Source organism: Oceanimonas marisflavi, assembly GCF_003049725.1.
Lineage (GTDB): Bacteria > Pseudomonadota > Gammaproteobacteria > Enterobacterales > Aeromonadaceae > Oceanimonas > Oceanimonas marisflavi.
Genome location: NZ_QAGM01000031.1, coordinates 1 through 20,153 on the forward strand (window position 1 = coordinate 1; position 20,153 = coordinate 20,153).

A 20,153-nucleotide genomic window follows, 5' to 3' on the forward strand; every position below is an offset into this window, starting at 1 on the left:
GGAAGCAAGTCCTTGATCCGTTCCCACTGGTCATCTCTCAGTACTGTACGCTCACTCATTTACACTCCGAAGGCCCTGATGCAAGTGGCTATCGGTAGGAGTTTACACTAATTGAGAACGCCACCTAGCAAACAGCTTGTGTTGAGGCCCGCCCCGCTGCTCGACTACCAGGCCAATGCTTGCAAGGAGGGCAATGTAGGCCCGAATTTATTCGGGCAAAGATGCGTCATGCTGCACCTCTGCCCGCTTTCAGCCGCGGCTAACGCCGGGTCTACAAGGTTAATCCACCAGGCCGTACTGGTCGCGCAGAATGGCGATAATATCGGCCTTGGGGTTGTCGGAAAGCTCCAGCTTCTGGCCGGTGATCTTCTCGGCGATGCCCACATAGGTGCTGGATATTTTCATCAGTACGTCTACCGGCAGGGCGTTGTTCTCGGCCAGGGCTTCCCGTTCGTCCATGCGCTCCTTGTTGAGCAGAATGTCCGGATCGGGAAAATACTTGAGCAGCAGCTGGCGAAAGTCCTCTTTGGAGTTCTCCACAATGCGGCCTTCCCGGTAGGCCGGGCCGTCCCAGATGCGGGACGAGTCAGGAGTGCCCACCTCGTCCATGTAGATCAGCTTTTCATTGCCCTGATCGTCGGTGACATAGCCGAACTCGAACTTGGTATCCACGAAGATCTGATCGATCTTCGCCAGCTCGTTGCTGATGACATCAAAGCCTTCCTTCAGCAGCCGTTCATAGAGGGCGATATCGTCCCGGCTTCTGAAGTTAAAGGCGGCGAAGTTGTCTTCAATATTCTGGCGGGTAATATTGACGTCGTCCGCTTCCGGCACGCCGGGAATGCCCTTGAGAACGCCCTTGGTAGAGGGGGTCATCAGCAGCTCGGGCAGCTTTTGATCCCGCTTCAGGCCCTCGGGCAGACGAATGCCGCAGAACTCCCGCTCGCCCTTTTCATAGCTGCGCCACATGGAGCCGGTGATGTACTGACGGCAGATGGCCTCGATTTTTACCGGCGTGGCTTTCTGTACGATCCACACAAAGGGATGGGGAATGTCGAGAATATGGCTGTCGGCCAGGCCCTGCTCCTTGAACAGGCGGAACCAGTGATTGGAGATGGCGTTGAGCGCCGCGCCCTTGCCGGGTACGCCGTTAAGGCCCTCTTCGCCGCGCCAGATGCAGTCAAAGGCGGAGATGCGGTCACTGATCACCATGATCGCCAGGGGCGCATCGGGGGCGACCTTGTAGCCTTTTTCCTTAATCAGCCGGCGGCTGTCTTCTTCGGTCAGCCAGTAAACGGAGCGCACCTTGCCGCTGTGCACCGGCTGGCGGGTTCGAATGGGAAGGTCATTATTAACGGCCAAAACCTTGTCTGCGAGGCTCATCACTTGTGTCCTGTGTATGGGGGGTATTAAAGCGCCGCCATTCTACCAGATGTGAGAAACCGGCAATAGCCGCGCCAGCAGCACACCAAGGTCGGGCTGCGCCGGCGCCAGCCACCAGCCGGCACCCAACAGTGCCAGCAGCAGCAGGTTGGGCAGGGGCGCCGGCCACTCGATGAGCTTGAGCGCGGTGCCAAAGGACTTCTTGATGCGGCGCCCTTCCAGATCGATGCTGTAAAGCTCGTCCAGCAGCAGGTGAATGCAGGCACCAAGCACCACAAACAGGCCGGTGAACCAGGCCATGTCTGCGTCCAGTCCGAACAGCCGGTCCGCCACGACCACAGATAACAGGCCAAACACGGCATTGGCCAGCAGCGAGTGCAGGCTGGCCCGGTGCACGGTAAAGCGGGCAAAGACCCAGCACAACGGATAGCGCATCAGACCATAGGCCAGCGCCCCCAGCACCAGGGTATCGATCAGGGCAAGGTGTTGCCGGCCATACAGCAGTACCAGAATGGCCGCCAGGGCCCCGAACAGCCGGAACACAATATGAATGGAGCGGGAAGAGTCCGAGTCCATGTCCGGCAATATGCCACCCAGGCTGCCCGCCAGCCACAACAGACAGCCCTCGGTTAACGAGGCCTCACCGGCCCACACCATGCCGGCGGCCAGCAGACCGCTGACCGTACTGGCCACCTGCATATGGGTTCTGAAATTCGCCATCGACAACATTCCCGGCGTCAACAAAAAACCGAGTCTAGCACGGGGGTACTGGATAAAAAAACAGGGGCTGCCGAGGCAGCCCCTGAAGTAGTGCAAGAATGCGACCCGAATTGTCCGGATCAGAAACTGAGCTGGCCTTCCAGCATATAGGTACGGCCAGGCATGGGCACGCGGCCAATGGGGCTGACATCGGCGCCGCGGAAATAGGCATCGTCATCCAGCAGGTTGTTCACCCCCAGGCCCACGTTCAGGGTCATGTCGTTGCCCAAGGGAATATCCCGACCCAGGCGAGTGTTGACCAGGGTGTAGGCCGGCAGCTCGCCTTTACTGCCGTTGGGCGTTTCCTCAACGGTATTGGCGGCATCGCTGAAGCTCTCGGACGCATAGTGCGCACTGGCGCTGGCGGTCCACAGGCCGGTGTGGTAAACGGCATCGGCGCTCATATGGTGGCGCGGTGCGTTGGGCAGCTCATTGCCCGCCACACTGGACTTGCTGTCATTCAGTTGCTCGGTATCCAGGAAGGTATAGCCCAGGCCCAGGGCCAGCGTATCGGTTGCCTGCCAGCGGCCTTCCAGCTCAATGCCCTGCTGGCGGGTCTCATCCAAGCTCTCGTACCGGCTCAGGGCCTTGTTATAATGGATCTGATCCTCGTAGTCGATACGGAACAGAGTAGCGCTGGTTTCCAGGCTGTCGGTTAGCTGCCAGCGAGCGCCCAGCTCATAGTTCCAGGCGGTTTCGTTGGCAAACTCACCTTCCTCGGTCACCTGAGCGGTCTGTACCGGCACCAGGGAGCGCTGGGCATTGGCAAACAGGAATACCTGCTCGGTGGCCTGCAGACCAACGGTCAGGCCGGGCAGCCAGGCGCTGACATTATTGCTGTCGGTTTTGTTACCATTCCCTGGCTTTTCATCTACCCAGTCGGTACGCACTTCCTCATAGCGAATGCCAGGGGTAATGGTCAGACGCTCATCCCATAGCTTGATGGTATCGCTGATATAGGCGGCATAGGCATTGGTGGTGAAATCCCAGTCCCGCACATGGTCGTTGTAACTGCCATCGGCCAGGGTCAGGCGGTTGACGTCAAATTCCACCTCTTCCCGCACATAACGGCCGCCCAGCATCAGGGTATGGTTGCCCAGCTGTCTGGTCACCCGCGGCTCGGTGCCATAGACATTAAAAATGCGGGGCGAGTCGGCTACAACGGTGGAGGGGTTGGCAGGATCACTCCAGTTGTCCCAGTCGGTAGAGTCCTGGCCAAAGAAGAAAGTCCGGTCTGCCCGATGGGCAAAATTGCGCCACTGGAATTCCAGGTCGTCGCTCGGGGTATGGATCCAGGTCAGAGTGCCCCGCCACATATCGGCATCATAGCCATCGTGAGGGCGCTGGGACTGGTTGCGGTCGGCCTCATAGGCGGTGGGGCTCAGGGCGCCGGGCAGATCGGCGGTCACATCGTAATACTGCAGCTGGGCCCTGAACTCGTTGATCTCATCGGCGAAGTAGTCCGCATCCAGAATGTAGTTCTGCACCTCGGTGGCGGAATGATCCCGAAAACCATTGCCCTTTTGCAGGTTGGCCTGAAACTGCAGGCCCAGGTTGTCGGTCACAAAGCCGCCGGCCCGGTAATAGGTGTCGGTAAGCACATGGCCGGTGTCTTCGGCGATCAGCAGCCGCTCGCGCAGGGTCTGCTCCATTTGATTGGGAATGGGTTTGGTCACCAGGTTGAGCACGCCGCCCACGTTGTTGGGACCATAGTGCACGGCGGCGCCGCCCCGGGCGATGTCCACCGCCTCCAGGCTGGGCAGGGTCACCGGAAACAGCGATACGCCCACGTTGGTGTAGGGGCCAATGGCCACCGGGTAGCCGTCCACCAGCAGCTGCACCCGCTCGCTGCGCAGCGGGTTCAGGCCGCGTACGCCGATATTGGGCAGAATGCCGGTACCGGTTTCATCCAGCACCTGAATGCCGGGCACTCGGCGCAGGGCATCTTCCAGGTTAAGGGCACCGCGCTCGTGCAGTTCTTCGCTGTCCACCACATTGCGGGCACCGGTATACGTCTTGACGGACTCCTTGTCGGGGGTGCCCAGCCAGTCCCCTTCCACCACTATCTGATCCAGCTGGGTGCTGGCCACTTCTGCGGCGGCCAGAGGCATGACGGGCATCAGCGCCAGGCTGACAAACATGCTAAGAGGACGACGGCAGAAGCCGGCCGACTTCACTTTCCTTGCAGATGACATAAAATAAAACCAAATGAGAATAATTAAGGTTTGCGTATTGTTTTTTATGCCCCTGCCTTTTTCAATAAAAAATTGAACTTTTTTCACTTTTTATGACCCAGCGCAGACAGCGCCCAATAAAGAAAAAGAGGAGCATGTGCTCCTCTTTTGTTGGTGTGACTCTGTTATAGCCGGCTCAGTGGCTGGGCAGCAGTCCTACCGGCACCAGATGGCTGAGCACATTGTCCTTGAGCAGGGCGTTGGCCTGCTCGATATCCGGAGCAAAGAAGCGGTCCTTGTCGTAGTAGCTCACCCGTTCGCGCAGGGTCCGGCGTGCCTGTTCCAGCCGCTCTGTGGTCTTCATGCCGCCACGGAAGTCCAGTCCCTGACAGGCCGCCAGCCATTCGATGGCCAGCACGCCCCGGGTGTTTTCCACCATGTCCCACAGCCGGCGACCGCCGTTGGGAGCCATGGACACATGGTCTTCCTGGTTGGCGGAGGTGGGCAGCGAGTCCACCGAATGCGGGTGCGCCAGCGCCTTGTTGTCGGAGGCCAGTGCCGCCGCCGACACCTGAGCGATCATAAAGCCGGAGTTGACCCCACCGTTTTCCACCAGAAAGGGCGGCAGCCCCGACATATGGGTGTCCATCATCAGGGAGACCCGACGCTCGCTTAAGGATCCGATTTCGGCAATGGCCAGCGCCAGGTTATCGGCGGCCATGGCCACCGGCTCGGCGTGGAAGTTGCCGCCGGAAATCACGTCGTTGTCGTCGGCAAACACCAGGGGGTTGTCGGACACGGCATTGCCTTCAATCAGCAGCACCTCGGCGGCCTGACGCAACTGGGTCAGGCAGGCCCCCATCACCTGGGGCTGGCAGCGCAGGGAGTAAGGGTCCTGCACCTTGGCGCAATTCACGTGGGAACGGCTGATCTCGCTGGCCTCTCCCAGCACATGGCGATAGGCGGCGGCGGCGTCGATCTGCCCTCGCTGGCCACGCACGTCGTGAATGCGGGCATCGAACGGCCGGCGAGAACTCAGGGTCGCTTCCACCGTCAGGCCGCCCACGGCAATGGCGCCGGCGAACAGATCTTCCGCCTCAAACAGGCCGCGCAGGGCAAAGGCGGTGGACACCTGAGTGCCGTTGAGCAGCGCCAGGCCCTCCTTGGGGGCCAGCCCCATGGGCTTGAGCCCGGCGATCTCCAGCGCCTGGCCGGCGCTGATGATCTCGCCTTTATAACGGGCATGGCCTTCGCCCAGCAGCACACAGCTCATGTGCGCCAAAGGCGCCAGATCCCCGGAAGCACCCACGGATCCCTTGCCGGGAATGCAGGGGTAGACCTCATGGTTGACCAGGGCCATCAGGGCCTCCAGTACTTCCAGGCGAATGCCGGAAAAGCCCCGGGCCAGGCCGTTGATCTTGAGCACCATAATCAGCCGCACCAGCTCGTCGCTGACCAGTTCCCCCAGGCCGGTGGCGTGAGACAGCACCAGGGAGCGCTGCAGGGTTTCCAGATCCTCGGGTTTGATGCGGGTATTGGCCAGCAGGCCAAAACCGGTGTTGATGCCATACACGGTGCGATCTTCCGCCACCATGCGGTTAACACAGTCCACTGAGGCCTGAATGGCGCCATGGGTGGATGGATCCAGGCTCAGCTTGACCGGCTGCTCATAGGCCTGGCGCATTTGCGCCAGGGTCATTTTTCCGGGGTTGATGGTCAGTGTGTTCATCGTGCTCAGTCCTTGTTGCTCAATCCTGATTAACCATGGGCAGATCCAGGCCCTGCTCGCGGGCGCAGTCGATGGCGATATCATAACCGGCATCGGCATGTCGCATCACGCCTGTGCCCGGATCGTTGCGCAGCACTCTGGCCAGGCGGGCATCGGCGGCCTCGGTGCCGTCTGCCACGATGACCACGCCCGAGTGCTGGCTGAAGCCCATGCCCACACCACCACCGTGATGCAGCGACACCCAGGTGGCGCCGCCGGCGGTGTTCAGCAGGGCGTTCAGCAGCGGCCAGTCGGAGACCGCATCGGAGCCGTCCTGCATGGCTTCGGTTTCCCGGTTGGGGCTGGCCACCGAGCCGGAGTCCAGGTGATCCCGGCCAATGACGATGGGCGCCTTGAGCTCGCCGTTTTTGACCATGTCGTTAAAGGCCCGGCCGAGACGGGCACGATCCTTGAGGCCCACCCAGCAGATCCGCGCCGGCAGTCCCTGAAAGCTGATCCGCTCCCGGGCCATGTCGAGCCAGTTGTGCAGGTGCGGATCATCGGGGATCAGCTCCTTCACCTTGGCGTCGGTCTTGTAGATGTCTTCCGGATCCCCGGACAGCGCCACCCAGCGGAACGGGCCTATGCCCTGGCAGAACAGCGGACGAATATAGGCCGGTACGAAGCCCGGGAAATCAAAGGCGTTCTCAACACCCTTTTCCTTGGCCATCTGACGAATGTTGTTGCCGTAGTCGGTGGTGGCCGAGCCCCGCGCCTGCAGCGCCAGCATGGCGCGCACCTGAATGGCCATGGACTCCTTGGCGGCATCCACCACCGCGGCTTCGTCCTTCAGGCGCATCTCGGCGGCGTATTCCATGGTCCAGCCTTTCGGCAGATAGCCGTTCAGGGGATCGTGGGCGCTGGTCTGATCCGTGGTGACGTCGGGCACAATGCCGCGCTCAACGATCTCGGGGAAGATGTCGGCGCAGTTGCCGAGCAGGCCCACGGACACCGCCTCGCCTCTGGCCTTGGCCTCGTCGATCATCCCCAGGGCTTCATCCAGGCTGTAGGCCTTTTTGTCGACATAACGGGTGCGCAGGCGGAAGTCGATACGGGTTTCGTCACATTCCACCGCAATACAGCTGAAGCCGGCCATGGTGGCGGCCAGGGGCTGGGCGCCACCCATGCCGCCCAGACCACCGGTAAGGATCCAGCGGCCTTTGGCGTCGCCGTTGAAGTGCTGCTTGGCCATGGCCACAAAGGTTTCGTAGGTGCCCTGCACAATCCCTTGAGAGCCGATGTAGATCCAGGATCCGGCGGTCATCTGGCCGTACATCATCAGGCCCTTTTTATCGAGCTCGTTAAAGTGCTCCCAGTTGGCCCAGTGGGGCACCAGGTTGGAGTTGGCCAACAGCACTCTGGGGGCATCGGCGTGGGTCTTGAACACGCCCACCGGCTTGCCGGACTGGATCAGCAGGGTTTCATCGTCTTCCAGCCGGGTCAGCACCTCGGCAATGCGATCAAAGCAGGGCCAGTTGCGGGCGGCGCGGCCGATGCCGCCATACACCACCAGATCCTCGGGGCGCTCGGCCACATCCGGGTGCAGGTTGTTGTGCAGCATGCGGTAGGCGGCCTCGGTGAGCCAGCTTTTGCAGATTTTATTGACACCGGTGGGCGCCTTGATCACGCGGCTGGAATCGTGACGGTTGTTGTGCTGAGACATGAAAATTTCCCTCTTACAGTGTCAGTGTATGGATCAACCGAGCCGCCAGACGGGCCGTGTGGCCGTCCACGTCGTACTCGGGATTGAGTTCTGCCAGATCCGCCAGCCGCAGCTTGCCGCTGGCGCGTATGTGTTCAATCAGGGGCTCGATCACCTCCAGCCCCACGCCCCGGGGCGCCGGCGCACTCACGCCGGGAGCCTGGGCGGCGGGAAAGACATCGATGTCCACGGTCAGATAAAGGTGATCGCAGCCCGCCATAAAGTCATTCAGATCCTCGACCAGCGCCGGCAGAGCGGCGGCGGTCATGGCCCTGTCTTCCCGTACCAGCACATTCAGTTGCCCGGCCCGTTCAAACAACGCCTGGGTATTGGCGGCCCGGCTCACGCCCAGACAGGCGTAGGCAAAGGGCCAGCCCTTCTGCTCGCAGGCGTTGGCGATCTGGGCAAAGGGGGTGCCCGACGACACCACAAACTGCGGATCCCGCAGATCGAAATGGGCGTCGAAATTGATGATGCCGATACGAGGGCATTCATCCTGCGTTTCCAGATGCTGTGCCAGGCCACTCCAGGAGCCAAACGCCACCTCGTGCCCGCCGCCCATCACGATGGGAAAATGGCCGGATGCCAGCATTTGCGCTACCCGCTCCGCCAGCGCCCGGTGAGCGCCGTCCAGATCCTCGCCCCGACACACCACGTCTCCGGCATCATAGGCCGGCGCACTCTGGTGCCAGGCCAGCGGACCCAGGGCCCGGCGCATCGCTGCCGGGCCGCCGGCGGCACCTGTCCGGCCCTTGTTGCGGCGCACGCCTTCGTCACTGCAAAAGCCCACCAGGGCGGTGCCCGGGGCCGCGCTCCCGGTCAGGGGCTGTACTCGCTGGTGCCAGCGCGGGCTGTTGGTTTCCGGATCGGTACGCCCGCTCCAGTTGCTCATGTCGATATTCATGCCGGCTCTCCCGCTACCATGCGTTGATTCAGGGTCGGCAGACCCACACTGTAGGCCAGCTCCGCCGGGTTGCTGGTGTTCCACAGGCACAGATCCGCCCGCAGGCCGGGAGCGATGCGCCCGATCTGCTGCTGTAGCCCCAGGGCTTGAGCACCGTGGGCGGTGACCCCGCTCAGGGCCTCCTGTGGCGTGAGCCGGAACAGGGTGCAGGCCATGTTCAGCATCAGCCGCAGGCTGAAAATCGGCGAGGTGCCCGGGTTGGCATCGGTGGCCAGGGCCATGGGCACGCCATGGCGGCGCAGCAGTTCAACGGGCGGCACTTGAGTTTCGCGCAGTATGTAAAAGGCGCCGGGCAGCAGAGTAGCCACGGTGCCGGCCTCGGCCAGGGCCTGTACGCCGGCCTCATCCAGATATTCGATATGATCCACCGACAAGGCCCCGGCCCGGGCGGCGGCGGCGCTGCCGCCGAGATTGGACAGCTGCTCGGTGTGGCCCTTGATGGCCAGACCATGAGCCTTGGCGGCGGCATAGACCCGCTGGCACTGGGCCACCGAAAAGCCGATGCCCTCGCAGAACACATCCACCCCATCCGCCAGCCCTTCGGCGGCCGCAGCCGGGATCATGCGGTTGCACACAAGCTCGATATAGCCGTCGGCATCGTCCTTGTATTCCGGAGGCAGGGCATGGGCCCCCAGCAGGGTGGTCACCACCCGCACCGGCCGCTCACGGCCCAGACGACGGGCCACCCGCAGCATCTTGAGTTCGTCTTCCACGGTCAGGCCGTAACCGGACTTGATCTCCACCGTGGTCACGCCCTCGGCCATCAGCGCCTCAAGGCGCGGCAGGGCAGCCTGATAGAGCTCGTCTTCACTGGCCGCGCGGGTGGCTCGCACCGTGCTGATAATGCCGCCGCCGGCACGGGCGATCTCTTCATAGCTTTTGCCTTCGAGCCGGGCTTCAAACTCGCCGGCCCGGCTGCCGCCAAACACCAGATGGGTATGGCAGTCCACCAGTCCCGGGGTCAGCACCCGGCCCTGGGCGTCGATGATCTCGCCGGCACGCTCAGCAGCCGGCAGCTCGCTCATGGGGCACACCCGCTCGATCAGGCCATTTTTTACCGCTACCGCCATGGGCTCGGCGGCGGCGCTCAGGCCGTCAAACAGGGTGACGTTGATCCAGAGGCGATCCGGTTGTGACATGACAGGCTCCTTGCAGGAATATTTGTATATACATTTAAATCTAAACCAAATGTTCGGCAAGACCAAAATACAAAAACAATCCATTTATTGACAAGGATCACATCATAAACAAACAGAACATTAACAATAGTGACGGTTATGTATATACATTGGTATCTGTTCACATGGAGGTAGTTTTATGCAGTACGCCACCACCGGATCCCGCACCTCACTGAAGGCATCCTTGCGCCTGCTGGGGCTGAGCGCCGTGGGTATTTTTATCTTTTTTATTCCCGTCACCCTGAATGACAAAACCAGCATTCCACTCGATCACATGGTGGGCTGGCTGCGCACGGCACTGGGGGAAAGCGGGGCCGGCTGGTATGCCATGGCCATAATACTGGCGGGCGCCATCTATCCGCTGGTCACCGGTCACTGGCGGCGCAGCCTGACCGACCGCATCTTTCTGGGGCTGAAGTGGCTCGGCGTAATCGCCGGTGCGCTGGCCCTGACCGGCATGGGCCCCGCCGCTTTGCAGACGCCGGACATGCTGCCCTTTCTGTTTAACAAGCTGGTGATTTCGGTGGGGCTGATCGTGCCGGTCGGCTCGGTATTTCTGGCGTTTCTGGTGGGCTATGGTCTGCTGGAGGCCATCGGCATTCTGGTGCAGAAGCTGATGCGCCCGATCTGGCGTACCCCGGGGCGTTCGGCCATTGATGCGGTGGCCTCCTTTGTGGGCAGCTATTCCATCGGTCTGCTGATCACCAACCGGGTTTACAGCGCCGGACATTATTCCGCCCGGGAAGCCGCCATTATCGCCACCGGTTTTTCCACCGTGTCCGCCACCTTTATGATCATTGTGGCCAAGACCCTGGACCTGATGGATATCTGGAATCAGTACTTCTGGCTGACTCTGGTGATCACCTTTGTGGTAACCGCCATTACGGTGCGGCTGCCGCCGCTGTCGACCATGGACGACAGCGCCGAACACCGGGAGCCGGTGGGTGAGCCGGGCCAGCGTCTGGCCGTGGCCTGGCAAAACGGCCTGCAGGTGGCCGAGCGGGCCCCTTCCCTGCCCCGCAATGTGCTGGAGAACTTTCGCGACGGCCTGGTGATGACCATCAGCATACTGCCGTCGATTATGTCGGTGGGACTGATCGGGCTGCTGGTGGCCAAATACACACCGCTGTTCGACTGGCTGGGCTACCTGTTCTACCCGGCCACCCAGATATGGGGGCTGGAACAGGGCATGGCACTGTCCCGGGCCACCGCCTCGGGTCTGGCGGAAATGTTTCTGCCGGCGCTGCTGATGGCCGAGGCCGACTTTGTGGCCCGTTTTGCCGCCGGCGTGGTGTGCGTGTCGTCGGTGCTGTTTTTCTCGGCGTCCATTCCCTGCATTCTGGCCACCCGCATTCCGCTCAAGGTGGGTACCCTGGTACTTATCTGGTTTATACGCGCCTTTCTGAGCCTGCTGCTGGCCATTCCCGTGGCCATGCTGATCGCGCCCTGAGCCAGGGGCGGTTTATTGCAACCAGGCCCGTCTGAAGACGGGCTTTTTCATGGCCCGGCGATCCACTTGCCGTTACTATATGCGCTTTTACACGGAACCCGCTCATGGCCCTTTCCGCCACTCTGCGCAAGGTGCGCATCAATATCAGTGATCTGACCCGCCACTATTATGAGGCCCACAGCCTGACCGTGGCTCAGCATCCTTCCGAAACCGACATTCGCCTGATGGTGCGGCTGCTGGCCTTTATGCGCCACGCCGGCGAAGACCTGGCCTTTACCAAGGGGCTCAGCACCGACGACGAGCCCGAGCTGTGGCAAAAGGCTCCCGACGGCCGCATTGTGCTGTGGGTGGAGCTGGGTGAGCCCAGCGTCAAACGTATCAAGCAGGCCCTGTCCCGGGCCGAGCGAGTGGTGATTTACAGCTATGGCGGCCGCAGCGCCGATGAGTGGTGGAGCAAGCACAAGGTAGAGCTGGGCCAGCTGCCGAGACTGGAGATCTTTCATCTGGCGGATCCGCAACCGGCGCAACTCGGTGAACTGTGCCAGCGCAGCATGGACCTGTTCGCCACCCTGCAGGACGAGGAAATTCAGCTCACCGACGGCAGCCACAGCCTGGATCTGCAGCTGACCCGCTGGCGGTAAAACCGGGGAATGGGGATTGGGGAATAGGGAATAGCTAATCCCCAGTCCCTAGTCCCTAGTCCCTAGTCCCTAGTCCCTAGTCCCTAGTCCCTAAAGCTTCAACGTTGATCTCAGCTTGTAGCGATTGCCGGGATGCCAGAGGCGGGCAAAGCTCACCAGCTGATTCAGCGACCAGGTCCGCCGGGTCACCAGCAGGCAGGGTTGCTCCGGGGAAATCTGCAGCCAGTCGCTGATGTTGGCCGGCGCCAGCCGGGCCTCAACAATATGCTCCAGATCAGACAGCGGGCACTGCTGCACCAGGTAGGCATTGGGGGTCTGGCGGTTAAAATCGCACTGCAGATAGCCCGGCGCCAGCTGGGGATTAACAAAGCGCTCTTCCACCTGAATGGGCACGCCGTTTTCCAGGTGCACCAGCACAGAATGAAACACCTTTGAATTGAGCCGCATGCCCATGTTCAGGGCCACTTCCTCGTCGGCCCGGCGGCTGTCCAGCACCAGCACTCTGTTTGTGTAGTCATGGCCCCGGCTGCGTACCTCATCGGCGATATTGTTGATATCCGCCAGGGGCGATTCCGCCTTGGGCTCGGTGACAAAGGTGCCCAGTCCGGCCCGGCGCATCAGGTAGCCCTCCTGCACCAGATCGCGAATGGCCTTGTGGGCGGTCATGCGGCTTACGCCGAACTGACCGGCCAGCTCCTGCTCGGGCGGGATCTGCTGATGCAGCGGGTATTCCCCCGACTCGATACGGGCCAGAATATGCTGCTTGATCTGCTGATAAAGGGGAATCGACTGGGTCACTTGGCCTCCTGCGTTGACATTCAATTGTACATACAATTACCGCTGAGTCACGGTTGCAGGTGTTCAAACCATGAAGCGGATCCCGGGCAGGACTTTTAACCCACACGGTTTTGCGCTATGGTGCGCGCGATTTAAGCATGCCCCCATCATCAGAGAATACAGACAGGTAGATAGTGGAAAAACATGAAGAGGTACTGGTAGCCCTGCGCCAGATCATCCGCGCCATCGATCTCCATTCCCGCCAGCTCAGCAAGGCGTCGGGCCTCACCGGGCCGCAGCTGCTGCTGATGCAGGCCATTCGCGAGCACGGCGACATCACCATGCGCAAGCTGGCCCAGGCCACCAACATGAGTCAGGCTACCGCCACCACCATTATCGACCGGCTGGAGCAAAAGCAGCTGGTACGCCGGGAGCGCAGCCAGACCGACAAGCGCAAGGTGCATGCGGTGCTCACCGAGGCCGGTGTGGACAAGCTGAAAACCGCCCCGCGGCCTCTGCAGGAAAGCTTTATTCAGCGCTTTCAATCCCTGGAAGAATGGGAGCAGAACCTGCTGCTGTCATCGGTACAGCGCATTTCCTCGATGATGAATGCACACGATCTGGACGTGGCGCCCCTGCTGCAGGTGGGCAGTCTGCTGCACGAGTAGGAGGCCGTGAGGAGTAAGGTGTGAGGAGAGAAGCAAACATTGGCCCTTGCCTCACACTTTGCCCAGTGAATCAGGCGTCCAGGCTGATGCCGATATTGGACACGCCGTCCTGGGCGGCGAAATCCCGTACCGCCAGAATGGCATCGGCTTCCCGGGGCTGCGCCACCCGCTCCAGCAGCTCCACCTGAAATTCCATTTCCGCTTCCATCAGCTCATGCTCGTAGAGCTCCTGCTCTTCCAGCTCCCGCTCCGCCATCAGCTCGGCAAAACCGGCCACCGTGCCCAGTGAGGCACTGCTGGCTTCCTGCGCTTCTTCACCGATGCGGCAGATCACCGAATTATAGGCCGCCCCCAGCGCCACGCAGGCATCCAGGGCCGGCCAGGCACCATAGGATTCAAATTTGTTCGGATCCGGAATAAAATTCTCGAACGACTCCAGCTCGGCAGACAAATCCACCCGGGACCCCTTTACCGTCAGGTAGGTCCAGAGCACGTCCAGACACTGGCGAAAGCGATCCCCGCTGCCAAAGCCGGCGGTATCGGCAAACAGCCGGTAGTTGGGGTACATGCGCTCCGCCAGCGCCAGCGCAAACACGGTTTGCTGCCAGGGCGAGAGCTTGTTGAGTTTTTTATAAAATTTATCGCCGAACACGCGAGATTCCTTGTGGTTGGGGTTGCCCCGTTTACTTGCGCGCCGTTTATCTTCAGGCTCACAGTTTGCGGAGGAAACTCTGGTATAAGATTTTCTCTGTGTCATTGTCTCACAAAACCGGCGAACACCCCATTTCAAGGAGAACAGGTATGGCCAATCATACTCTGCTGCTGCTCAGCCAGGACAATCATCACTACCGGGATCTGCTGAGCAAGGCCTACCTGCCGGGCCTGACCGTACTGATGCCCGGCAATGACAACGAGATACGCGCCGGCCTGGAGCGGGCCGACATTCTGCTGGGCGAGCCCGCCCGCATTCGCCCCTGGCTGAAGCAAGCCCGGGAGCTCAAGTGGGTGCAGTCCACCTATGCCGGCGTGGATGTGCTGCTGAGTCCGGGCACCCGCCAGGATTATCAGCTGACCAATGTGCGGGGCATTTTCGGCCCGCTGGTAAGCGAGTATGTGTTTGCCCATTTGCTGTCGATCAACCGCCACCTGCGCCACTACCGGGAACAACAGCGTCATCACAACTGGCAGCCCATTCCCTACCAGAGCCTGGCGGGCAAAACCATGCTGATCCTGGGTACCGGCAGCATTGGCCAGCATGTGGCCGGCACCGCCCGCCACTTTGGCATGCAGGTGCTGGGCATGAGCCGCACCGGTCGCGAGGCCCCCAACTTTGACCGCACCTTCCAGCCGCCGGCGCTGAACAAGGTGCTGCCCCAGGCCGATGTGGTGGTGAGCGTACTGCCCTCCACCCCCGAAACCCGTAACCTGTTTGATGAACAGCGCCTCAACCATATCAAGCCCGGTGTGATTTTCTTTAATGTGGGCCGGGGTGATGCGGTGAATGAAACCGCCCTGCTGCATTGCCTGCGCACCGGCCGCATCGGCGCCGCCATACTCGATGTGTTCGCCACCGAGCCGCTGCCCGAGAGCAGCCCGCTGTGGGACATGCCCAACGTGGTGATCACCCCCCACAATTCGGGCTACAGCTTTCCGGATCAAATCGTGACCCGGTTCAGCCGCAACTACCTGAAGTTTATTGAAGGCAAAACCATGGAAGGGGTGGTGAACTTCGATCTGGGTTACTGATGGACAGGCTGCTTGCAGAAATACGCGCCTGCCGGCTGTGCGAGGCACACCTGCCCCTCGGCCCCCGTCCGGTGGTGCAGCTGGGTAAAGGCGCGCGCATTCTGATCATCGGTCAGGCGCCGGGCACCCGGGTGCATGAAACCGGCATTCCCTGGAATGACCCCAGCGGCGATACCCTGCGCCGCTGGCTGCAGGTCAGCCGTGAAGTGTTTTACGACCCTGAGCAGGTCGCCATTATGCCCATGGGATTCTGTTACCCCGGCCGGGGCAAAAGCGGCGATCTTCCCCCCCGGCCCGAATGCGCCCCCACCTGGCATGAGCGCATTCTGGCGGCCCTGCCAAATATTCGGCTGACGCTGCTGATCGGCCAGTACGCCCAGCGTTATTATCTGGGCAAACGTTACCCTACTCTCACCGAAACGGTACGCCACTGGCGGGACTTTGCGCCGGACCGTTTGCCCCTGCCCCACCCCTCGCCCCGCAACCGCCGCTGGCTGATGCAAAATCCCTGGTTTGAGCGAGAGGAGCTGCCTGCCCTGCGGGCCCGGGTGCACGACGTCCTGAAAAACTGAAAGCCGAAGTAGGTTGGCGATGAGCGAAGCGAATTCACAACAGCAAACAGGCTGCTGAAATGTTGGGATTCGTAAAACTCATCCCAATCTACTGAATTCGCTCCGCACTTTTCATCAGCTTCGCTTGGGCACTACCTGAGACAGCAGAAACAGGGTGGCGGCGGCGGCCACCACGGACGGTCCCGTGGGCGTGTCGTAGCTGACCGACAACTGCAGGCCGCCGAGCACGGCCAGCATGCCAATGCCCGAGGCCAGAGCGGCCATCTGCTCGGGGGTGCGGCTGAAGCGGCGGGCGGTGGCGGCGGGAATGATCAGCAGCGAGGTGATGATCAGCGCGCCCACAAACTTCATCGCCACCGCGATCAGCACACTGATCATCAGCAGCAACAGCAGCCGCATTCGCTCCACCGGCACGCCTTCAACCCGGGCCAGATCTTCACTCACGGTAATGGACAACAGCGGGGTCCAGAATTTGCGCAGCACCAGCAGTAACAGGGCACCACCGCCGTAGATCCAGACCAGATCCGAACTCTGTATCGCCAGCAGATCCCCGAACAGGTAGGCCATCAGATCGACCCGGATATTGTCCATAAAGGCCAGCGCCACCAGCCCCAGCGACAACGCCGTATGAGCCAGAATACCGAGCAGGGTGTCGGTGCCCAGCCGGCTGCTCCGCTGCAATGTCGCCAGTATTACCCCCAGCACCAGGCAGGCCACCAGCACCGACAGGGTCAGGTTGATTTGCAACAGCAGCCCCATGGCCACCCCCAGCAATGACGAATGGGCCAGGGTATCACCGAAATAGGCCATGCGCCGCCATACCACAAAGCTGCCCAGAGGGCCGGCCAGCAGGGCAATACCCAGTCCCGCCAGCAGGGCATAAAGCAGAAAACTATCCCACATGGCGTACATCTCCGTGGTGTTCATCGTCGCAGTCATGATGGTGGGTATATACCGCCAGCTGGGCCAGCTCGGGGCGACCGAACAGGCGGGCGAATTCCGGATGGCGCGCCACCTGCTCGGGCTCGCCGTGGCAGCACACGTGGCGGTTAAGGCAAATCACCCTGTGAGTACTAGCCATCACCAGGTGCAGATCGTGGGATACCATGAGCACACCGCATTGCAGCTCACCGGCCAGTTGCTGGATCAGGGCGTACAGCTCGGTCTGACCGTGCACATCCACCCCCTGGGCCGGCTCGTCGAGGATCAGCAGCTCGGGGGCCATCATCAGGGCCCGGGCCAGAAGAATGCGCTGCATTTCGCCGCCCGAGAGCGCCTGCATGGCCCGCTCGGCCAGCCGCTCTGCGCCGACGCGCGACAGCGCCTGGGCTACGGTCAGCCGGCGGCCGCGGGACAGACTGAGAAAACGTGCCACCGTCAGCGGCAACACAGGATCCAGGTGCAGCTTCTGGGGTACATAGCCCACCCGCAGGCCCGGTTTGCGCCACAGCGTTCCCCGGCTGGCCTGACACAGCTCCAGCACCAGTTTAATCAGCGAACTCTTGCCGGCGCCGTTGGGGCCGACCACAGTGAGGATCTCGCCACGATGCAGGCTCAGGGATATTCGATCCAGAATGACGTTGCCGTCCGCCTCCAGACCGACCTCGGTCAGCTCTACCAGTTTGGTCATTCGCAATGCGCCTTTACTTCAATATTTGTAATATTATAACATTCTCAATCCGGCAAATTCCATTCACCACCATCAGAGTATTCCCATGAGAGCCCTGCTTTTTCTTACCCTGCTGCTCGGCAGCCAGGCCAGCGCCGTTGAAGTGCTTACCACCGTCAAGCCGCTGCAACTCATTGCCAATGCCATTACCGAAGGCGGCGAACCGGCAGAGCTGCTGCTCAAACCAGGTACCTCCCCCCATGACTATGCTCTCAAGCCCTCGGACCTTCGTCGCATCGAGAAGGCGGATCTGGTGATCTGGGTAGGGCCCGAGCTGGAAGGTTTCCTTACCCCCCTGCTGAGCGAGCGCAACAACAGTCTGGCACTGATGGCGGCGCTGCCTCCTGAGCATCATGAAGATGAACATCATGACGATGAGCATCACGAGCATGACGAACATCATGACGATGGACACCACGAGCGGGACGAACATCATGACGATGGGCATCATGAGCATGACGCACATCATAACGATGGGCATCATGAGCATGACGCACATCATGACGATGAGCATCATGAAGCTGGCCACCATGATAACGGTAAAATCGTGATCACTCAGCATCAGGCTGATGCTCATGATGCCGATGACGAGCATCATGGCCACGATCACGGTGGCCGGGATCCCCATATCTGGCTGGATCCCCACAAGGGTCTGCGCATCGCCCGGCTGATCGCCACCCGCCTGGGCGAGCTGGATCCGGCCAACCTTGATCGCTATCAACAAAACCTGGCTCGTTTTGAGTCACAGTTGGCCGACACCGACAAGCGAGTCACCGAGCGCCTGACCCCGGCCCGGAACAAGGGTTACTTCGTGTTTCACGATGCCTATGGCTACTGGGAAGAACACTACGATATTCCTTCTCTCGGCCATTTCACCGTCAGCCCGGAGCGGGCCCCCGGCGCCCAGACCGTCGCCCGCATTCATCAGGCTCTCAAGCAGGCCAGTGCCGAATGCGTGTTTGCCGAACCCCAGTTTCGGCCGGCCGTGGTCAATGCCGTGATACGCGGTACTCAGGCCCGGGTAGCGGTACTGGATCCCCTGGCCACTGACATTGAAAAGGGGCCCGATGGCTATTTCCGCTTTATGCTCAAGCTGGCTGACGATATGGCCGCCTGTTTGCTGAATGAAAGATAAACACTCGGTAACGAATTTTTGTATAATGCCGAACTTTCCTATCGAGTGATGCACTAACCTCGGTGGCCCGTGATATCGCGGGCCATTTTGTAACCAAAAAGCCACTTTTATACCTTTTAGTTATAAAACTGACAGGTAAAGCGGCCATTAATGCATCGTGTAGTTATTTACAGGCACAGGTAATCCGGATGAATTTTCTCCGCCCGATACAAAGCAGATTACAGGACATGCCCTCTCCCCTGCCCAGACGTCACCTGTACGGCATTCTTCTGCTCAGTGGCCTGACTCTCACTACCGCAGCCCTGATCCCCTCTCCTGGCGAACTGATGGACAGGCCAGTGCGCATCAGCATACCGGCCAGCCTGCACGTACCGCAGCAACAACAGGAGCAGGTCGACAGCACCGAATTTTATGCCCTGCCCGACGATGACATCGGCGCCGCCGAACCGGTGGACGCCCTGGATGAAATCGCTGCCAGCGAACCCGAGTGGCAGGAATACGTGGTGCAGAATGGCGACACCCTGAGCACCATTTTCAACGGTCTGGGACTCCCCCTGTCCACCATGTACAAGCTGCTGGATGCCGACGAAAACCGGGTGCTCGACGGTCTTCGGCCCGGCCAGACCCTGTATCTGCTGATCGATGAAGACAACCTGCTGCAGGAATTCAAGATCCAGCGGGACATTATGCACACCCGTATTTTCAGCCGCAGTGGAGAAGGCTACCAGAGCCGGCTGAAAACCGAGGAAAGTCACTGGGAAAGCCGCAGTCTTAATGGCACCATCAATGGCAGCTTCTACCTCAGCGCCCGCAGCGCCGGACTCTCTGCCGGCCAGATCCAGAAAATTGCCAACCTGTTTCAGTGGCAACTCAACTTTGCACGGGATCTGCGCCAAGGCGATACCTTCAGGGTGGTGGTCAAGCGCGAGTTTGTGGAAGGCCAGAACACCGGCAAGGCCGAGCTGCAGGCGGTGGAAATCGTCAATAGTGGCCGCAGCTATCAGGCGTTTCGTCATGAAGACGGCAACTTCTACGATGCCGAGGGCAACAGCATGGAACGCGGTTTTGTACGCATTCCGCTGAAGCACCACTCCCGTATCAGCTCCAGCTTCAACCTGCACCGCAAGCACCCGGTCACCGGTCGTGTTCGCCCGCACAAGGGCACCGACTTTGCCGTGCCGGTGGGCACACCGGTACTGGCGCCGGGCGACGGCGTGGTGGTCAAGGCAGTACACCACCGCCTGGCCGGCAACTATCTGGTGATTCGCCATGGCCGCAAATACACCACCCGCTTCCTGCACCTGAGCAAGTTTCTGGTCAAGCCGGGCGACAAGGTACGCCGGGGCCAGCGCATTGCCCTGTCGGGCAATACCGGCCGCTCCACCGGTCCGCACCTGCACTACGAGTTTCTGGTCAACAACCGGCAGGTGGATCCCATGCAGGTCAAGCTGCCCATGGCTGAAGGTCTGACCGGCAATGCCCGTCAGCAGTTTCTGGTCAGGGTAAAACAGCTCAAGCACCAGCTTGCCGCCGGCTGACAAGCTTCCGTCTTGCATAAAAAAAGCGC

Annotated in this window: 18 protein-coding genes; 7 read left to right on the forward strand and 11 right to left on the reverse strand. The window is 60.8% G+C overall.

The annotated features are described in order from the left end of the window. Positions 1-279 precede the first annotated feature (279 nt). From DA373_RS14760 to hutI, 7 genes are all read right to left on the reverse strand, one after another. Positions 280-1,383 carry a phosphoribosylaminoimidazolesuccinocarboxamide synthase gene (locus DA373_RS14760; protein ID WP_107853048.1) on the reverse strand — a complete coding sequence of 368 codons (1,104 nt, stop codon included), beginning with the start codon at positions 1,381-1,383 and terminating at the stop codon, positions 280-282. Between the two features lie 42 nt (positions 1,384-1,425). Further along, the gene (locus DA373_RS14765) at positions 1,426-2,103 is read right to left on the reverse strand and encodes a metal-dependent hydrolase (protein ID WP_107853049.1); all 678 of its coding nucleotides are present in this window, start codon (positions 2,101-2,103) and stop codon (positions 1,426-1,428) included. 119 nt (positions 2,104-2,222) lie between these two features. Next, entirely contained in the window at positions 2,223-4,337 is a 2,115-nt protein-coding gene (locus DA373_RS14770; RefSeq protein WP_107853072.1) for a TonB-dependent receptor family protein, read from the reverse strand. A 175-nt stretch (positions 4,338-4,512) separates the two neighbouring features. Beyond that, positions 4,513-6,045, reverse strand: coding sequence for a histidine ammonia-lyase (gene hutH, locus DA373_RS14775; protein ID WP_107853050.1), 1,533 nt, complete (start codon positions 6,043-6,045; stop codon positions 4,513-4,515). Between the two features lie 19 nt (positions 6,046-6,064). Further along, positions 6,065-7,747, reverse strand: a complete 1,683-nt coding sequence (gene hutU / locus DA373_RS14780) for a urocanate hydratase (RefSeq protein WP_107853051.1) — start codon at positions 7,745-7,747, stop codon at positions 6,065-6,067. A 13-nt stretch (positions 7,748-7,760) separates the two neighbouring features. Then, complete coding sequence (hutG, locus tag DA373_RS14785) at positions 7,761-8,690, reverse strand: formimidoylglutamase (RefSeq protein WP_107853052.1); 930 nt, start codon at positions 8,688-8,690, stop codon at positions 7,761-7,763. Continuing rightward, positions 8,687-9,889 (reverse strand): imidazolonepropionase, encoded by a 1,203-nt coding sequence (gene hutI / locus DA373_RS14790; protein WP_107853053.1) that lies wholly within the window; start codon positions 9,887-9,889, stop codon positions 8,687-8,689. The genes hutG and hutI overlap by 4 nt, the downstream gene beginning before the upstream one ends. A 178-nt stretch (positions 9,890-10,067) precedes the next feature. On the opposite strand from hutI, the gene DA373_RS14795 reads away from it, so the two are divergent. After that, positions 10,068-11,378, forward strand: coding sequence for a YjiH family protein (locus tag DA373_RS14795; RefSeq protein ID WP_107853054.1), 1,311 nt, complete (start codon positions 10,068-10,070; stop codon positions 11,376-11,378). A 104-nt stretch (positions 11,379-11,482) separates the two neighbouring features. Continuing rightward, positions 11,483-12,019: a YaeQ family protein gene (locus DA373_RS14800; protein ID WP_107853055.1), complete on the forward strand. Its 537-nt coding sequence runs from the start codon at positions 11,483-11,485 to the stop codon at positions 12,017-12,019. Between the two features lie 90 nt (positions 12,020-12,109). Here DA373_RS14800 and hutC read toward each other — a convergent pair whose 3' ends face one another. After that, positions 12,110-12,817, reverse strand: coding sequence for a histidine utilization repressor (gene hutC, locus DA373_RS14805; protein WP_107853056.1), 708 nt, complete (start codon positions 12,815-12,817; stop codon positions 12,110-12,112). Positions 12,818-12,990: 173 nt separating this feature from the next. On the opposite strand from hutC, the gene DA373_RS14810 reads away from it, so the two are divergent. Then, the gene (locus tag DA373_RS14810) at positions 12,991-13,464 is read left to right on the forward strand and encodes a MarR family winged helix-turn-helix transcriptional regulator (protein ID WP_094201821.1); all 474 of its coding nucleotides are present in this window, start codon (positions 12,991-12,993) and stop codon (positions 13,462-13,464) included. A gap of 70 nt (positions 13,465-13,534) precedes the next feature. On the opposite strand, the gene DA373_RS14815 is transcribed toward DA373_RS14810, so the two are convergent. Then, the gene (locus DA373_RS14815) at positions 13,535-14,116 is read right to left on the reverse strand and encodes a YjaG family protein (protein ID WP_107853057.1); all 582 of its coding nucleotides are present in this window, start codon (positions 14,114-14,116) and stop codon (positions 13,535-13,537) included. Positions 14,117-14,265: 149 nt separating this feature from the next. Between DA373_RS14815 and DA373_RS14820 the strand changes: the two genes are divergently transcribed. Beyond that, positions 14,266-15,210, forward strand: a complete 945-nt coding sequence (locus DA373_RS14820; RefSeq protein ID WP_107853058.1) for a D-2-hydroxyacid dehydrogenase — start codon at positions 14,266-14,268, stop codon at positions 15,208-15,210. After that, positions 15,210-15,782: a uracil-DNA glycosylase family protein gene (locus DA373_RS14825; RefSeq protein ID WP_107853059.1), complete on the forward strand. Its 573-nt coding sequence runs from the start codon at positions 15,210-15,212 to the stop codon at positions 15,780-15,782. The genes DA373_RS14820 and DA373_RS14825 overlap by 1 nt, the downstream gene beginning before the upstream one ends. A gap of 114 nt (positions 15,783-15,896) precedes the next feature. On the opposite strand, the gene znuB is transcribed toward DA373_RS14825, so the two are convergent. Both znuB and znuC read right to left on the reverse strand, forming a co-directional pair. Next, positions 15,897-16,685: a zinc ABC transporter permease subunit ZnuB gene (gene znuB / locus DA373_RS14830; protein WP_107853060.1), complete on the reverse strand. Its 789-nt coding sequence runs from the start codon at positions 16,683-16,685 to the stop codon at positions 15,897-15,899. After that, positions 16,675-17,412 carry a zinc ABC transporter ATP-binding protein ZnuC gene (znuC, locus tag DA373_RS14835; RefSeq protein ID WP_107853061.1) on the reverse strand — a complete coding sequence of 246 codons (738 nt, stop codon included), beginning with the start codon at positions 17,410-17,412 and terminating at the stop codon, positions 16,675-16,677. The genes znuB and znuC overlap by 11 nt, the downstream gene beginning before the upstream one ends. Positions 17,413-17,497: 85 nt before the next feature. Between znuC and DA373_RS14840 the strand changes: the two genes are divergently transcribed. Then, positions 17,498-18,586 (forward strand): zinc ABC transporter substrate-binding protein, encoded by a 1,089-nt coding sequence (locus DA373_RS14840; RefSeq protein WP_107853062.1) that lies wholly within the window; start codon positions 17,498-17,500, stop codon positions 18,584-18,586. 188 nt (positions 18,587-18,774) lie between these two features. Continuing rightward, a complete protein-coding gene (gene mepM / locus DA373_RS14845; protein WP_107853063.1) occupies positions 18,775-20,124 on the forward strand; it encodes a murein DD-endopeptidase MepM in 1,350 nt (449 codons plus the stop codon). Positions 20,125-20,153 lie beyond the last annotated feature (29 nt).

Excerpts from the sequence above, each read along its gene's own strand:
- DA373_RS14760 (WP_107853048.1), bottom strand. The coding sequence starts at position 1,383 with ATGAGCCTCGCAGACAAGGTTTTGGCCGTTAATAATGACCTTCCCATT.
- DA373_RS14765 (WP_107853049.1), bottom strand. The coding sequence starts at position 2,103 with ATGGCGAATTTCAGAACCCATATGCAGGTGGCCAGTACGGTCAGCGGT.
- DA373_RS14770 (WP_107853072.1), bottom strand. The coding sequence starts at position 4,337 with ATGTCATCTGCAAGGAAAGTGAAGTCGGCCGGCTTCTGCCGTCGTCCT.
- hutH (WP_107853050.1), bottom strand. The coding sequence starts at position 6,045 with ATGAACACACTGACCATCAACCCCGGAAAAATGACCCTGGCGCAAATG.
- hutU (WP_107853051.1), bottom strand. The coding sequence starts at position 7,747 with ATGTCTCAGCACAACAACCGTCACGATTCCAGCCGCGTGATCAAGGCG.
- hutG (WP_107853052.1), bottom strand. The coding sequence starts at position 8,690 with ATGAATATCGACATGAGCAACTGGAGCGGGCGTACCGATCCGGAAACC.
- hutI (WP_107853053.1), bottom strand. The coding sequence starts at position 9,889 with ATGTCACAACCGGATCGCCTCTGGATCAACGTCACCCTGTTTGACGGC.
- DA373_RS14795 (WP_107853054.1), top strand. The coding sequence starts at position 10,068 with ATGCAGTACGCCACCACCGGATCCCGCACCTCACTGAAGGCATCCTTG.
- DA373_RS14800 (WP_107853055.1), top strand. The coding sequence starts at position 11,483 with ATGGCCCTTTCCGCCACTCTGCGCAAGGTGCGCATCAATATCAGTGAT.
- DA373_RS14820 (WP_107853058.1), top strand. The coding sequence starts at position 14,266 with ATGGCCAATCATACTCTGCTGCTGCTCAGCCAGGACAATCATCACTAC.
- DA373_RS14825 (WP_107853059.1), top strand. The coding sequence starts at position 15,210 with ATGGACAGGCTGCTTGCAGAAATACGCGCCTGCCGGCTGTGCGAGGCA.
- znuB (WP_107853060.1), bottom strand. The coding sequence starts at position 16,685 with ATGTGGGATAGTTTTCTGCTTTATGCCCTGCTGGCGGGACTGGGTATT.
- znuC (WP_107853061.1), bottom strand. The coding sequence starts at position 17,412 with ATGACCAAACTGGTAGAGCTGACCGAGGTCGGTCTGGAGGCGGACGGC.
- DA373_RS14840 (WP_107853062.1), top strand. The coding sequence starts at position 17,498 with ATGAGAGCCCTGCTTTTTCTTACCCTGCTGCTCGGCAGCCAGGCCAGC.
- mepM (WP_107853063.1), top strand. The coding sequence starts at position 18,775 with ATGAATTTTCTCCGCCCGATACAAAGCAGATTACAGGACATGCCCTCT.